The organism is Paenibacillus maysiensis (genome assembly GCF_000520815.1).
Taxonomy (GTDB): domain Bacteria; phylum Bacillota; class Bacilli; order Paenibacillales; family Paenibacillaceae; genus Paenibacillus; species Paenibacillus maysiensis.
This window is the reverse complement of the sequence record NZ_ASRY01000176.1, coordinates 36,714-52,389: the sequence shown is the minus strand read 5'-3', so window position 1 is coordinate 52,389 and position 15,676 is coordinate 36,714. Positions and strand designations below refer to the sequence as shown.

At 50.2% G+C, this 15,676-nt stretch carries 15 protein-coding genes; all 15 read right to left on the bottom strand.

What is annotated here, in order from left to right; genetic code table 11:
• Positions 1-14: 14 nt before the first annotated feature.
• Positions 15-1,022 carry a CehA/McbA family metallohydrolase gene (locus L696_RS0111280; RefSeq protein WP_025683718.1) on the bottom strand — a complete coding sequence of 336 codons (1,008 nt, stop codon included), beginning with the start codon at positions 1,020-1,022 and terminating at the stop codon, positions 15-17.
• On the bottom strand, positions 1,015-1,482 hold the full coding sequence (locus L696_RS0111275; RefSeq protein ID WP_025683717.1) for a hypothetical protein: 468 nt from the start codon (positions 1,480-1,482) through the stop codon (positions 1,015-1,017). Before L696_RS0111275 ends, L696_RS0111280 begins: the two co-directional genes overlap by 8 nt.
• Positions 1,479-2,993 (bottom strand): hypothetical protein, encoded by a 1,515-nt coding sequence (locus L696_RS0111270; protein ID WP_025683716.1) that lies wholly within the window; start codon positions 2,991-2,993, stop codon positions 1,479-1,481. Before L696_RS0111270 ends, L696_RS0111275 begins: the two co-directional genes overlap by 4 nt.
• A 31-nt stretch (positions 2,994-3,024) precedes the next feature.
• Positions 3,025-3,867: an ABC transporter permease gene (locus L696_RS0111265; protein WP_025683715.1), complete on the bottom strand. Its 843-nt coding sequence runs from the start codon at positions 3,865-3,867 to the stop codon at positions 3,025-3,027.
• 2 nt (positions 3,868-3,869) lie between these two features.
• A complete protein-coding gene (locus L696_RS0111260; RefSeq protein ID WP_025683714.1) occupies positions 3,870-5,039 on the bottom strand; it encodes an extracellular solute-binding protein in 1,170 nt (389 codons plus the stop codon).
• 98 nt (positions 5,040-5,137) lie between these two features.
• The gene (locus L696_RS0111255) at positions 5,138-6,169 is read right to left on the bottom strand and encodes an ABC transporter ATP-binding protein (protein WP_025683713.1); all 1,032 of its coding nucleotides are present in this window, start codon (positions 6,167-6,169) and stop codon (positions 5,138-5,140) included.
• A 28-nt stretch (positions 6,170-6,197) separates the two neighbouring features.
• Positions 6,198-7,022, bottom strand: coding sequence for an ABC transporter permease (locus tag L696_RS0111250; RefSeq protein WP_025683712.1), 825 nt, complete (start codon positions 7,020-7,022; stop codon positions 6,198-6,200).
• Positions 7,023-7,266: 244 nt separating this feature from the next.
• Entirely contained in the window at positions 7,267-8,553 is a 1,287-nt protein-coding gene (locus L696_RS0111245; protein WP_025683711.1) for an adenylosuccinate synthase, read from the bottom strand.
• 378 nt (positions 8,554-8,931) lie between these two features.
• The gene (dnaB, locus tag L696_RS0111240; protein ID WP_014278975.1) at positions 8,932-10,290 is read right to left on the bottom strand and encodes a replicative DNA helicase; all 1,359 of its coding nucleotides are present in this window, start codon (positions 10,288-10,290) and stop codon (positions 8,932-8,934) included.
• Positions 10,291-10,292: 2 nt separating this feature from the next.
• Entirely contained in the window at positions 10,293-10,736 is a 444-nt protein-coding gene (gene rplI, locus L696_RS0111235; RefSeq protein WP_014278976.1) for a 50S ribosomal protein L9, read from the bottom strand.
• The gene (locus L696_RS0111230; RefSeq protein ID WP_025683710.1) at positions 10,733-12,721 is read right to left on the bottom strand and encodes a DHH family phosphoesterase; all 1,989 of its coding nucleotides are present in this window, start codon (positions 12,719-12,721) and stop codon (positions 10,733-10,735) included. Before L696_RS0111230 ends, rplI begins: the two co-directional genes overlap by 4 nt.
• Before the next feature lie 11 nt (positions 12,722-12,732).
• The gene (locus L696_RS0111225) at positions 12,733-13,650 is read right to left on the bottom strand and encodes a DUF2232 domain-containing protein (protein WP_025683709.1); all 918 of its coding nucleotides are present in this window, start codon (positions 13,648-13,650) and stop codon (positions 12,733-12,735) included.
• A gap of 5 nt (positions 13,651-13,655) precedes the next feature.
• Positions 13,656-13,958: a MazG-like family protein gene (locus tag L696_RS0111220; protein ID WP_025683708.1), complete on the bottom strand. Its 303-nt coding sequence runs from the start codon at positions 13,956-13,958 to the stop codon at positions 13,656-13,658.
• Positions 13,959-14,078: 120 nt separating this feature from the next.
• On the bottom strand, positions 14,079-14,507 hold the full coding sequence (locus tag L696_RS0111215; protein ID WP_025683707.1) for a CBS domain-containing protein: 429 nt from the start codon (positions 14,505-14,507) through the stop codon (positions 14,079-14,081).
• 46 nt (positions 14,508-14,553) lie between these two features.
• On the bottom strand, positions 14,554-15,612 hold the full coding sequence (locus L696_RS0111210) for an LCP family protein (RefSeq protein ID WP_025683706.1): 1,059 nt from the start codon (positions 15,610-15,612) through the stop codon (positions 14,554-14,556).
• Between the last annotated feature and the right edge of the window lie 64 nt (positions 15,613-15,676).

Here is a 15,676-nt window from a genome sequence, read left to right as displayed (position 1 = left end):
ATAGTGACCTGAGTTCAAGTGATATACATCGGATTTGTAAAGGCAATCATCGTGACGCAATCTTCCATATACCCATATAATTCGGCTCGCACCCAGCCTTTTCCTGTTGGATCTTGTAATGATAGCGTATATTCACCTGATTGAGCAGGGATATAAGTTTCGGAGCATACCCCCTGGGCGCTTGTCAGCAGAAGGCGAAGGTTCTGAGGCTCAAGGTTGTAATGGGCCGCTCTCGTTTCCACATCCAATTGAACCGTCACGGACAGTGAATCCTCCACAGCCAGCTCTACACATTCGCCGATACCATACCGTTTATCGCTGTCATTAATTTGTGCCGACATCGTCAGTAACGGCCCCATCGTAACCGACACCGAACCGAGGCGGATCGCCTCCACTGCCTGGTCGGCCAGACTCTCCTGCTGTTCTGTTTCATCATGAACGCCCAGATACGTCACAGCCGGAAGCGCATCATCCGGTTTGGATACATGCCAGTCCCGACCGCTTACCGCAGTGATGCGATACCCCTGATTCAATAAATCCGTCCACATGGCAAACGCCCGCTGGCTATCCCGCTTAATAGACGGCATGAGCGTCGACCAGACCTCAATATAATCGACCTCATGCCAGTCCTGAATGGTGTACTCCCAAAAGCACCCCGTACAGATCGGACTTCCGATCCTGAATGGATGGGCAAGCCCGGCAATGCCTCCCTGCTCATGCACCTGCCAGATTCCCTCATGAATGTCATCCGGTCCCAGCACACGCCAGTCGATAAAGCGCTCTACCCCCAGCGTCAGCATATGCCCGTAAAAGGTCGTCCACTCCATCCCTGAAATGATCGGGACACCGAACTGTCGCTGAACCCGTTCCTGATCCGCAAGTGCCGACTGCGTATTGTGATCCGTTATAGCGATGCATTCAAGCCCGAGATTTTTTGCGCTTTGGGCAAGCTCCTCCAGCGTTTGCTTTCCGTCGCTGTGAAGCGTATGGGTATGAAGCTCAGCCGGAATCCATTTAAACATATACCGCTTCCTCCCCCGATACGTGAATTAGGTAGGCAAGCGTCTCGGTCACAACGGCATGCAAACTGACGGTGATCCGCCACATGCCCGCCGGATTATCTCCTGCAAGGAATCCCGGCGAAGCCGCAGATGAACCGAGCCAATGCTCCTGCTGCATCTCGGGACGGTGCGCATTTCCACGGTGACGGAGAGGGTCATCGACAGACAACGTCAATAAATTTTGCAGCGGTATATACTTCTTCCACAGATCGGATGAATGCCCCGGCTCGTCGTATCCGTATTTGCTCATGCTTTCCTCAATGATTTCTCGCGCTTGCTCTTGATCCTCCAATAACTTGGGCGTGTAAGAGAAGTGAATACGGATCGTTTCAGTCGGCTGTGGAATGTGAAAAGAGTACGTAATATGACTCTGGGTGCAGGTTCTGTCGACCGTTCCTTCCACATACAGTAGTCTGCTCATGACTCTCCATCCTGACTTGTCGGGTCATCCACAGTACGGTTCACCATATGATTCACAGTATGATTGCCAGCACCCGCCCCGTCTTTGCCTGCTGCCCATAAAATACCCGCTGGTTGAAGCCGCGTTAGCTCAATCACCCGGTCCGTACGAATACCAGGAAACTGCGGCAGGTTTTCCTCGTTTAGCGTAAAAGCATACAGTCCAGCCACTTCCATGCTGTCCGCACCGCCCTCCAGCAATACGGCTCTGATTTCAGCTATATCCTCAAGCACAGCCTCTCCAGATAACTTGACCGTTGTAGAAAAATGCGACTCTGCACCCTCATAAGCAGCCCTGAAATCACCCAGTCGCAGATCATGATAGCACGATGAATACCACTGCTCCGAGCCGTGAAGGCGAAGCTCGATATCCACACAGGCATCTTCCTCGCGTCGGTTAAAGCCCGGCTTGGACGCTGGAGACGATTCACTGCTGGAATCCTTTAAGGGGCGTTTTGAAGTCTGGATAAATACATAGCTGCGCTGGTGGGCAAGCATAATGGAAGACGCATTTGACGGCATTTCCAGCTCCTGCTGACGCTCCATCTCCCATTGAGTTACCTGATAGGCAAAAGGAAAACGGCTCATGACTGCTTCACGCGGCTCTTCCTCTGGCTTCCACTGGAAAGCAGGCGGCAGCATAAAACGATAGTCCGATGAAATGTCATCCTTAAAGTTTCCATTGGTTGTTGCGGATTGGAGAACAGGATGCCCGCCCAGATCATAGTTGCCATTAAACGCAGTCGTAATATGATGTGCCCCCTGGAAAACAGCATCCAGAACATTGCCCCCGGCATCCAGCTCGACGCGGTACATCCATTCGATATCTGTGGTTCTCCCCCATTTGCTCATGAGCAGCGGTGCGGGCGTTCCTTCATCCTCATGGCTGTACATCATCTGGTATTCAATGACCGTTTTCCCCTCATTCTCTTCCACGGAGTAGAACAGAACAAGCGGTGTATCCGTAAAGCGGTTCTCATAGGGATGTGCCAGATTGCGACCGTATAAAAGTGGGGTGTGACGATAAATCAGCGATCTTGGAGACGAATCGGCCACACAGCGCAGTTCAACCCCGTCAATCCACGCTCTGGATACAAGCGGAGCCGATTCCAGCTCGCGAAATTCGGCGTACACCTCATAATCGCCTTCTTTTAGATACCCCAACAAACGTGTGTACACTCCCTGACTGCTGCCATAATACAAAATAACATCCTGATTATAGGCTTCGTTCAGGTAGAGGCGCACGAAAGCGGATTCCCGATCTGTAGCAGCCCAATCACTGTCCGATCTGGCGAGCAGATCAAGCTCTGCGAATCCGTCTTCCGGCATGGAAAACGTGAACCGGAATCCATTCCCCGGACTGAGTTCAACCTCCGCTTTGTGTAAGGAAATCCGATACCCGCAATCCAGCAGATCCTTTTCCCACACTCGCCCACTAAACCCGGTAATCTGCACCTCTGCTTGGCTGTTCATCCCTGTAACCTCCTTAGTGTATAGCGGCCGTCTAGCTCGCATCCGCATCCTTCACCATGGTCCGAATATAAAAGTAGCCCATAAAAGAACACAGCAAAAACATAAACACTGCCATTGCGCTGGCTGTATGCGTCTCCTGATAGCTGGAAAATACCTGCTGCATCGCGACACCCAGCACCTGCGGCGAGTTTGCACCAATCAGGAACGGAGCCGTGAAGCTGCCCATAATCCCCATAAAGATGAAGGTCACCGCAACCCACATCGTTTTGTAGGAAAGGGGTAAAATAAAGCGCCCAAACAGTTGCAGCGTGCTGGCTCCCGCGTCTCTGGCACTCTCTACAACAGCGTTTGGAATGCTGGCCAAGGCCGAGCTTAGGAGCATCGTGGCGAACGGAATGTTAAACCACAGATTAGCCAGCACCAGTCCTTTGTAGTCGTAAATAATCCTCGGAATGGTTTCAATACCCAGCGGCAACAAAAGGCGTGCAGCCCAGCCATGATTGCCGTACATCGTAATGATCGCATAGGTTGCAATTACGCCGGGAACGAACATCGGGACAAAATACAATCGGCCGATCCATTTGACGACAAAACCTTTTCCAAATCGCAGATAAATCGCCAAGGCATAGCTGATGACTAAGGTAAGGGCCGTCGAGACCAGCGTGACATTGATCGTATATATCATATTTTTTCGCATCGCAGGCTCCGTGAACAGGCGGATATAGTTCGCCAGCCCGTAGCCTGTTCCATGCTGATCTATCAGGCTTTCCTTTACGGCATAGAGAATCGGAATGATGACGACGACCAGCAAAATGAGAAAAGACGGGATGACCAGGGCAAGCCCCAGCATCCCCCTTTTGGACGATGAACTCATGATCAACCGCCCGCTACTTCACTTTGCCAGCGTTTGTAGATTTCCTGCTGAAGCTCGCCACTGTTGAAGCTGCGGTATCCAGAAGATACACTGTTGAATTTTTCTTGCAGTTCCCTTGGCATCAGATTCCACTTAATCCCTGGATAACCGTACATTTTGTTGATAACAACCGTTTGCGCTTCTGGCGTCAGCACGTAGTTCAGGAATTTTTGTGTTGCTTCTTTTTTGGAGGAAAGCGAAGGAACCATCAGATAAGAGGGACCGCCTGTAAAAGCAGGGTCAATCTGTGTCAGCTTCACCGTGTCTGGAAGCAGACCTTTAGCCAGTTGTTCGAGCGCCATATCGGACCAAGCCGGAACCATGTCCACCTCTCCACTTGCCAAAATATCAAGCGTACCTTGGTTCTTTTTCGGATAGACTCCCTTTTGGTACATCGAAGGGCCCAGGTCTTTGAGCAACGAGAAGCCTTGATCCCATTTCTTCATATTTGCCGGATCATCACTGTTCATCGCCTCTGGAGGAAGGAAATTATAGATAACCGTGTTCACAAACGAGCTACCCGATCCACCCGTGGACGGGTCGTTATAAGCAAATTTTCCCGGGTGCTGACGAATCCACGTATACAGCTCGTCGGCTGTTTTCGGAGGTGTCGCCACTTTTGCGCTGTTGTAGGCAAGGACAACCGAAGAGGCACGGTATGGAATGGCCTGATTGTTTACTTGCTTGAGATACGTTTCATCGACATTCTTCAAATTGGGAACCTTGGCAGTATCGGCTGTTTCCCACAGCTTTTCGCCTACCCCTTTGGTGATGTCGTCCAGACTGCCTTCGTACAGGTCGATATCTGTATCGGTTTGACCGCTTTTCTTGGCTGCGATCAGACGATCCAGCGTAGATGCGCCCCCGGTTCCCGCTGGCAAATACACCAGTTTGACCTTAACGTGATCATTTTTAGCTTCAAAGTCCTTGATTAACGTTTCCCACAGCTCTTTGACGTTCAAAGACCCGCCAGTGTACAAGGAAATTTCCGTCGTTCCCGTAGCTGCTCCCGCTTTTGTATCCTTGGCTTCCCCTGTAGCTGTAGCGGCATTACCACCGTTTCCACATCCAGCCAACAACGATAAGCTAAGCACCCCGGACAAAATCAGACCCATCTTCTTTTTCCCAAACACGTTGTTGCCTCCTTTAGATAGTTGCACAAGTTCGCAGCATCACCAGATGATGCGTTCATGATGGACATTGATGCGATGTAGAGGTTGATCGTGAATCTTCACTGTGCTGCTGGAAAAGTAACAATTTTACTGAAGCTGAATCTGATTTGCTCTCCACTGCGCAGCTCGGCCGCCCGTTCACGCGGCACAAACATTTTCAGATGATCGGTACCGCTATCCAGCGAAACCTCCGCATAATGCCCGAGAATCATCACTTGTCTGATCGTTCCAGCCAGAGAGCCGTTTTCTTCCGTCGTCAGAACAATATCCTCTGGCCTTACACCGACCATGGATTCACCCGTGTATTCATGCTCCTGTGCAAACGGTATTCCGCTCACAGAGACACTGCGACCTGTGCTCACCCCCTTTAATAAATTAATCCGGCCAATAAAGCCTGCTACAAAAAGCGATTGTGGCTTGTCATAAATCTCCTGCGGCGAAGAGAGCTGCTCAATTCGCCCCGCATTCATAACGACGATCCGGTCGGAAATGGACAGCGCCTCCTCCTGATCGTGAGTGACGAACACCATTGTCATTCCCGTCTGGGTCTGGATGTCGCGCAGCTCCTCCCTCATCTCCATGCGCAGCTTCGCATCGAGCGCGGAAAAGGGCTCGTCCAGCAGCAATACATCCGGCTTTAGCAGCAGAGCCCGAGCAAGTGCTACCCGCTGCTGCTGACCGCCCGAGAGCTGCCCCGGCGTTTTACGCTCTGCTGTCTCCAGCCGAACCAGCGCCAGTGCTTCCTTTACCTGACGGTCGATTTCCGCCTTTTTCACCTTGCGAATCTTCAAACCGAAAGCAAGGTTGTCATATACGGTCATATGCGGCCACAAATTATAGCTTTGGAACACCATAGCGGTCGGGCGCTTTTCGGGTGGCAGCTTGAGCACGCTTTTACCCTGAATCTCAATGTCGCCACTGTCCGGGTCCAAAAAGCCGCCAATGGAGCGAAGCACGGTTGTTTTACCACAGCCGGAAGGACCGAGTAGCGTTACAAGTTCCCCTTTCATTACGTCAAGTGAAATGCCCTTGACTCCGTCCCCCGTCTTAAAGCGTTTGGTTAACTCACGAATGGATAATTGAATGGACATTAGATTTGGCTCCTTTTTACCAATTGCGTTATTTCACCTGGAATCCCCCAGCCAGCACGTCCGCACTTACGAAACGCCTTGCTGCAAGCAGTAAGATCACCGTGGGCAAGGTCAAAATGACGGAGAATACTGCACCGGTTGTGCTCGGATAATCCGCAATAATGGAATACATGATGACGGGCATCGTTTTATAGTCCGGTGTCCCGACGAGCAGCGTTCCCTGCGCCTCATCTAATGAAGCGAGAAACGTAAAGATGGAAGCGACCACAATGCCGGGCAGCGCCATGGGGAACGTAATTTTCCAGAAAACCCGTAGCGGTCCCGCCCCGGCATCCCGGGCAGATTCCTCTTGAGCACGATGGACGCTGCGGAACGCAGAGGAAGGAATCCATGTCATGTACATCAGGGTGTTCACCATGTGGATCAATACAATGCCCGTAAAGGTGTTCATCAGCCCGAACTTGTAGAACAACACCGCGATGGACACGTACAATCCCATTTTCGGGAAAGCATGCGTGAGCAAAAATGAAAACAAAAACCACTTACTCAGCGGAAATGAAATCCGCGCGAAGGCGTAGGCAGCGGGAACACATACGATAATCGAGCAGACTGTAACGGTAATGGCGATCAGGAAGGATAGAGATATAGAGCTAAGCACATCATCCTGGGTTAATACAAACTTCCACCATTCCAGTGACAAGCTCTGTGGCAACGGTGCAGGATACTGCCATTTTCCCGAAACCGCCAGCAGCAACAGGTTAGTCAGAGGCCCCAGGAAAAAAATGACGAAAATAACGAGCACGATGAACTCCATAATTTTGCGTGTGCCAAGTGAGCGAAGATACCAGTTCATAATTCATCCCTCTCAAGACGTCTAGACGTCCGAATCTCTTTCTATCTGGATTATAGAGAGGGTTTGTTATCACAAATCGACATGGGCGATAAGATTTTGTAAAAGGGAGGGAAATCAGAGGAACGCTTTTTACATAAAAAAAAGGAGAGGGGGGCTTTTAACAGCCTCTCTCTCCTTGAACGTGCAGGAATAGCTATACAATTGAATAGGCATAACGCCTTAACAGATAAAACGATTCTGCTGGTTACAGGTAAATCGGAAGCACTTGGTTCGTTTGGTCACGGTTACGACCAACAGAGAAGATCGCAATTGGAATACCTGTCAGCTCAGATACGCGTTGTACGTAATTACGAGTAGTCTCAGGCAATTCCTCCAGCGTTTTCACGCCAGTAATGTCTTCGCTCCAGCCTGGCAGTTCCTCGTATACGGCCTCGCACTCCGCCAGCATTTTCAAACTAGCCGGATAATGCGTAATCACCTCACCGCGATACTTGTAGCCTGTGCAAATTTTCACCGTTTTCAGACCTGTCAATACGTCCAGCGAGTTCAAGGACAGACCTGTAAGTCCGCTGACACGACGGGCATGACGTACAACCACACTATCAAACCAGCCAACACGACGAGCACGACCTGTAACGGTACCGTACTCATGACCTGTTTCACGGATGTAATCGCCGATTTCATCATTCAGTTCCGTTGGAAACGGACCGTCACCGACACGAGTTGTGTACGATTTGGCTACACCAATGACCTGTTGGATCTTGGACGGGCCTACACCGGAACCGATACATACGCCGCCAGCCGAAGGGTTGGAGGATGTAACGTACGGATACGTACCTTGGTCGATATCGAGCATAACGCCTTGCGCGCCCTCGAACAGTACCTTTTGATTCGCATCAATCGCATCATTCAGCACAACAGACGTATCCCCTACATAAGGACGAACAAATTCTGCATACTCCAGGTATTGTTTCAGTATATCTTCCACATTCAGCGGCTCGCCGCCGTATACCTGTTCGATCACTTGATTCTTTTCCTTCACTTGAAGGCGCAGCTTCGTTTCGAATTCCTCTGCATCCAGCAAATCAGCAATACGAATACCGTTACGAGCAGCTTTATCCATATAAGCAGGGCCGATCCCTTTACGCGTCGTACCGATTTGGTTAGGTCCTTTGCGGTTTTCTTCCAGCACATCCAACGTGATGTGGTATGGCATAATAACATGTGCACGGTCACTAATGACCAGATTTTTCGTAGAAAAGCCATTATCGTGAATGTAAGTAATTTCTTCAATAAGAGCGGCCGGATTAACTACCATGCCGTTGCCAATGACACACTTTTTATCTTCATAAAAAACGCCGGATGGAATCAGGCTCAGCTTGTACTTTTTACCGTCAATGAGAATCGTATGACCAGCATTGTTTCCGCCTTGGTAACGGGCCACTACTTCAGCGCTTTCCGCCAGATAGTCCGTAATTTTGCCTTTGCCTTCGTCTCCCCATTGTGTTCCCACAACGACTACAGTTGACATGTTTCATTCCTCCGTGGAGTGCCACAGACACTCTGATTTTGAGCTGACGCGCTGCGCATATCCGACTTCAACCGCCTGAGCGGACAGATACGGAGCGTTCTTGGACAGCAGGAAAAAACGTCCGTCGCAGACATTCCGTAGGTACGGAAAGCCCCGGGCGTAATGATCTCCCCACTGCGTTGAAGCAGCACTATAAGTGTAACAGCACCATTTTTCAAAGTCAAATAAAAAGCGAACATTATATCACATGAAAATAGTATTGTTCGTAATTGAGAGTTTCGGCCTTTATATGAAAACTTATGAATATCGTATGTAAAAGGCCCCTTCGACATTGCGAGAACCGCGTCGAAAGAGCCTTTTTTCAAATATATCATTCCGTTATCCAGCGAACGCATCCGAATGAGCACGCTCGTAATTGGCGAATTTATTATAATTTTTGAGAAACACCAGCTCTACCGTACCGACCGGGCCGTTACGTTGCTTGGCAATGATAATCTCGATAATATTTTTCTTTTCCGTTTCCTGATTATAGTAATCATCCCGGTACAGAAACGCGACGATATCAGCATCCTGCTCAATGGAACCGGATTCCCGCAAATCACTCATCATCGGCCGCTTGTCCTGACGCTGCTCCACACCCCGGCTCAACTGGGAAAGGGCGATTACAGGCACTTCCAGCTCACGGGCAATTTGCTTCAAGGTCCGCGAAATTTCGGATACCTCCTGCTGCCGGTTCTCGCCCGACTTCCCCCGCCCATGAATGAGCTGCAAGTAGTCGATCACGATCATACCCAGTCCCTTTTCCGTCTTGAGACGGCGGCACTTGGCACGGATATCCGCAACCGTAATACCCGGCGTATCGTCAATATAGATCTCAGCCTCCGACAAGGCTGCAATGCCCATCGTCAGCTTCGCCCAATCGTCGTCGCCTTTAAAATCACCTGTCCGCATCACGTTTGCATCCAGATTGGCCTCGGCGCAGATCATCCGCTGCACGAGCTGGGCCGCCGACATTTCCAGACTGAAGATAGCAACCGTCTCCTTCGCCCGAACCGCAACGTTTTGCGCAATATTTAGGGCGAACGCCGTTTTACCTACGGATGGACGAGCTGCCACAATGATCAAATCATTGCGCTGGAAACCCGCCGTCATCTTGTCCAAATCAACAAAGCCGGATGGAATCCCGGTCGTATTGCCCTTGTTCTGGTGCAGCAATTCGACCCGGTCGAACACTTCCATCACGACATCGCGGATGGCAATAAAACCGCTGCCCGAACGCCCGTTGGATATCTCCATAATCTTGCGCTCGGCATCGCTCAGCATACCGGCGACGTCCTCGCCACCGCTATAGCCTTCGCTCACAATCTGCGTAGCTGCACGAATCAATCGGCGGAGCATCGCCTTTTCTTCAATAATCTGAGCGTAGTAATCCACGTTGGCCGCTGTCGGTACCCCGTGAGCCAGCTTCGCCAGATAACTGACACCCCCGATATCCTCCAACTGACCCTTGTCCTGAATTTTCGAGGTCAGGGTAACCAAGTCTATCGGCTGTCCGGATTCACCCAGCTCAATCATCGCTTCGTAAATCATCTGGTGAGCCTTATCGTAAAAATCCTCGGTCTGCACCCGCTCCATCGCTGTAATCAGTGCTTCGGACTGGAGCAAAATGGACCCGATAACCGCCTGTTCTGCCTCCAGGTTTTGCGGAGGAATCCGATCGAAAAATTCGCCGCCCATAATTATTCTTCGGTCACCTGTACCTTCAGCGTAGCTTTGACCTCAGGATGAAGCTTAACGGTCATTTGAGTCACGCCCAACGTACGAATCGGTTCTTCCAGCTCGATTTTGCGTTTGTCCAGCTTAATCCCCGTCGCAGCGACCGCTTCCGCGATTTGCTTGCTTGTAATCGCTCCGAACAGTCGACCGCCTTCACCAGCTTTTGCTTTAAGCTGAACAGTTGTGGATTCCAGCTTTTTGCCGAGTGCCTGCGCCTCTTCCTTTTCCTCTTGCTTGCGCTTTTCCTCAGCAGCGTTCTGGTTCTCCAGCGTCTTCATATTCCCTTCCGTTGCCGGGCGGGCAATACCACGCGGCAGCAGGAAATTCGCTGCGTAACCGTCCGATACTTCCTTAATTTGACCCTTCTTGCCTTGGCCCTTCATATCTTTAATAAAAATCACTCTCATTCAAATAACCCCTCTTCCCCATCAATTTCGGCCAGCACGTCGACCACTCTGCGTTTGGCTTCCTCCAGCGGACAATCCAGCTGAACCGCCGCATTCGTCAGATGTCCTCCGCCGCCTAGCCGTTCCATGACGACCTGTACGTTCATGCGTCCGAGTGAACGGGCGCTGATCCCCACCAGGCCGTCAGGACGTTCACTGACCACAAAGGAGGCCAGTACATCCGTCATATTGAGTAATGAATCCGCCACCTGAGCAATCAGGAGCTGCGGTATCTTCTGTCCGGGCTCTGTCACCGCAAGCGCGATGTGCCCATATATCATTTTAGCATGCTTAATAATTTCCGCCTTAGCAATATATTCATCCAGGTCCTCTTTTAACATGCGCTGGATCATGACTGTATCCGCCCCGCTACGCCGCAAAAAACCGGCTGCTTCAAACGTACGTGAGCCTGTATGCAGGGAAAAATGCTTGGTATCCACCGTAATCCCCGCAAGCAACGATGTCGCCTCCAGCGGCGTCAGTTGAACCTTCTCATGAATATATTGCAGCAGCTCTGTCACCAGCTCACATGCCGACGACGCGTACGGCTCCAGATAAATCAAAACAGAGTCGTTAATAAACTCCTCGCCCCGACGATGATGATCTACAACGACCACCCTGCTCGCCGTCTGCACCAATTTCGGCTCAATTGTCATCGAGGCCTTGTGCGTATCCACCACGACCAGCAGGCTATGCTCGGTCATCAGCTGGAGCGACTGCTCCGGCGTCATGAGCGCTTTCGACAGATTCTCGTCCTTGTTCACCTGCTCCATCATCCGGTCGATGGACGGATTAGATTTATCCAGCACGATGTGTGCCTCTACGTTGTAGAGCGCTGCGGCCTTCCATACCCCGATGGCCGCCCCCAGTGCGTCCATGTCCGGTATTTTGTGCCCCATGATCAGCACGCGGTCACTCTCCTGCATCAGATCACGCAGCGCATGCGCAATGACCCGCGCGCGCACCCGTGTACGCTTTTCGACAGCATTGGACTTGCCGCCATAAAAAGATAGACGCTGTCCCGCCTTCACCGCCGCCTGGTCGCCGCCCCGTCCGAGCGCCATATCCAGACTGGACTGAGCCAGCTCGCCCAGCTCCTTGATGCTCTCCGCGCCGAAGGACAAGCCGATGCTCAGTGTCATCGGCACCTTCAAATCGGCCGTCATTTCCCGTACCGTATCCAGAATGACGAATCGACTTTGCTCCAGCTCCTGAAGCGCCTTGTGATTCAGCATGATGAGATAACGCTCGGATGACAAACGACGCAAATAAATATTGTACTGGTTCGCCCATGATGTAATCTCGCTCGACACCTTCGCAATAAGCGCGGTACGCTGCTGATCGTCCATTCCCTGAGCAGCTTCATCCATATTATCAAGCATAACGATGCCGAGCGCCAGCCGCTCGTTCTCATACTGCTTGTGCAGCACCGCCAACTCCGTCACTTCATACAAATAAATCAGACGCTCATCCAGCACGATGAGGAAATGATAATAGCGCTCATCATGCTGTAGCTCTACCATTAGCTCACGAACAGGCTCCTTCGTTTCCTTTTTGGCACCCAAAGCTCCTGCCAGCTGGGGAAAGAGGTCCTGGAGCGGCTCGCCTATCAGTGACTGGTCCTCGAACATTTCCCCAGCGAACCGATTGTGCCATTCTACCGTTCGATTTTCGCTGTATAAAATGATGCCGAACGGCAGTGAGCTGACCGCTTCCCCTTCCACCCGCTTGATGCGAAATGAAAGGCCGCTGATATATTGATTCAGTTCCCGACGGAAATCCAATTCCGTCTTCAGCATCAGCCCGCCGAGCAAGAATGACAGCACCAGTCCCATCACACCCAGTTCCCAGTTATACATGGAAATACATATGACAAGCACCAGCAGCAGTAAAAACGCCCAGACGGTATGATAGCCGTGCCAGCGTTTTTGTAGAAATTTAGGCATGACTGTTCACCCTATTTCTTTGATCTTGTAATAGCTTCACGCAGCGGAAAGGCCAAATCAATAATACCGATAATACGGAGTGGCTGGAACACCAGAACGACGAGCGACAGCAGCACCGCGATCACCGGGCTCATGTTACGGCTATGAGTCCAGAAGTAAATAAATCCGATCGTCTGGATAATAAAGCACGCATGGATCAGCGGCAACATACTAACAGAAACCGCCTGAACCCAACTGCTGTCAGAGGACATGGCCATCCACTCAAACACAATCGCCAGCAGGTAATACCAGATGAGCGCGCGTGGCAGCCTCCATTCTCGGGCAGGCTTCATTTTGCGTACAGGCACATCAAGGCTGCTCAATGCCGGACGCGCCAGAGCATGCGTGATCACAGCCAGTAAAAACGAGGTCAGGATCAGCACATATGGAACTTTGCCGATCATCATCGTACCGAGTCTCTGTGTATCTTCTGCTGTCCATTTCATGCCCGGAAGCATCGGATTATTATTTATAATCTGTTGTACCAGATTTGCCGATATAGCAGCCTGATCACGAAGATATTGCGAAAGATCAAACCCGAAGGCATACGTAGCAATGAGTAGCACAACCAACAACTCGGCTAAAATCACACCCGCTCCGGTCATCAAAGCCTGAAAGGCAGGGGCTCCCTTTTTATATACCCGTCCCATTAGCAAGGCTGGGATCAGAAAATAAATCGCGGGAAGCAGTAAATATACATCTTGTAGCGCTATAATCAACAGCACCGGTATCACATGAATCAGAAATCCTTTGAAAGGCAGCGATGAAAACAATACAACGCCAGGCACAATCAGCAAAAATACGGTAAAGATTCTTAAGGGTGTCAATAGAGACAGCAGCAGCAGCAAATAAATAACGCTCCATGCTACAGTTGCCAAGCGGAATTTCAAAGTTTTCACCTCTTACGCATATGTTCTTCCAGTGCGGAAATGTCCTGATACCAATCCTCCAGCTGGTGTCCTTCTTTTCTGTGCTTTCTTAGCTTGTCAATGAGGAGATCATCCAATTCACGGTAAGACACCCCAAGGCGTCTTCCCAAAATATAGCTGCTCATTATCAGGCTCGCCAGACAATCGCCAATGCGGGCTGTACTACCTTCCCACATCGCTTTAAACAGACGGGATACCTGGTCAAGTACCTCTGTTTTGAGCCATTCAATCACCTTGGCCCGCTTAACTACATCCAGTTCTTTAGGCATATGATGAAGAGTCACACCCCTCTGAAAAAGCTTTATTCTCCATTATAGCATATCCTATGCTGAAAATAATTGTTATCCGTAGGCAAATTATTATTGTTCAGAGCAACTATGCTGCTTGCTTTAAGATGACGAGTTAAGTGATTCTCTCGACACAAATTTTTCACAATATTCAATAATCTGGCTACGGCGGACAATGCCGATAAACCGTTCCATATCATCCACAACAGGGACAAAGTTCTGCACCTTCGCCAAATTAATTAAATCCTCCATATTGGCATCAATGGACACAGGCTTTATCGAAACCCGAAGCGGAACGTCCTTGAGCATGAACTTCGAAGCGTTTTCAAAGGTGATTTTTCCCTCAGATTCCTTCATATGCCACAGCAGATCACCCTCTGTAACCGTGCCGGTATATCTACCTTCCTTATCCAAAATCGGAACCGCCGTGAAACGGTGATACTCCATCCGCTCCAACGTTTGCCGTAAAGTTGCATCCGCCGTGACAAAAGCAACCTCTTGTTTGGGAAGCAAGAAAAAAGCGATATTCATGAGAAACGAATCCCCCTCAAAATCAATTGTAAAATCAAATGATTACTCACTGAATGTCCTGCTTGTCGGGAAGCTTCAGCGTCTGCGGGGTTGTGCCGGAATCCAGCCAGTTTGCGATCATAAGTCTGGCGTATTCGAGTTCCTGTTCATTGGCCCGGTCATAATACAGGCCCTTCTTCTTGAAACCTTCCCCCGTAATCGTAAAACTCGAAATTTGTGGTTGACCCTGCAAAATGGCCTGCTTGCCAAGCCTGGTAATAAAAGTAGGCTCCATATCCGTCTTGAAATTGGCTCCCATAATATCGAGTAGCTCCGGAATCTTGGAAATCCCGTTGATATTCAGCAGCTTATCCGCCATTGCATTCAGAAAAATTTGCTGCCGTTTGGTACGATTAAAGTCGCTGTCTTCCCTATATCTAACATAATACATTGCTTCTTCACCATTATAAAGCGGCTTGCCCGCCTCGATGCGGAACTTGATATGCAGCGGGTTTTTATTCTCAATCGGCTTATCAATAGGAAGTTCAACCCCGCCCACCACATTTACAGCATCCTGAATACCTTGAAAATTAATCGTAGCATAATAATCGGCCTTATGCTCCATCAGCTTCTCTACCGTAGCCATGGACATATCTTCGCCTCCGAATGCATAAGCATGCCCCAACTTATCAAAATCATCCTCACCGTCATGATTTGGATCATGTCCGGCAATCTGGACATACGTATCCCTTGGAAGGGAAACCAGAAGCACACGCGATTCCGCAGGCCGTACAGCCGCATAAATTACCGTGTCCGAGCGGCCACGCGCCTTCTCATTCGGCCTTTGGTCCGTTCCAAGCAGCAGCACCGAAAACGGCTCTTTCCGATAAGCAACCGGCTCTGGCTGCTTCTGTCCCTCCGACTGGCGCGGCTGAAAGGACTTCTCCAGCTTGCTCTCCAACGTCGGAGATACGAACCAGTCAAAGGCCACCAGTGTCAGCTGTTTACGAAACAGATATCCTCCCGCCGCAATCAGAAACAAAACAATACATGAAATATATAGAGCGGTAAACCTTTTTTTCTTCTTAGGCTTTCCGCCTGTCCTTCTCCTATGTCTTCTCTCCATAACAGGTTCCTTCCTTCTTTACTTCAATAAATCCATCTCTTCATTAAACCGAATCAGGCCCTTA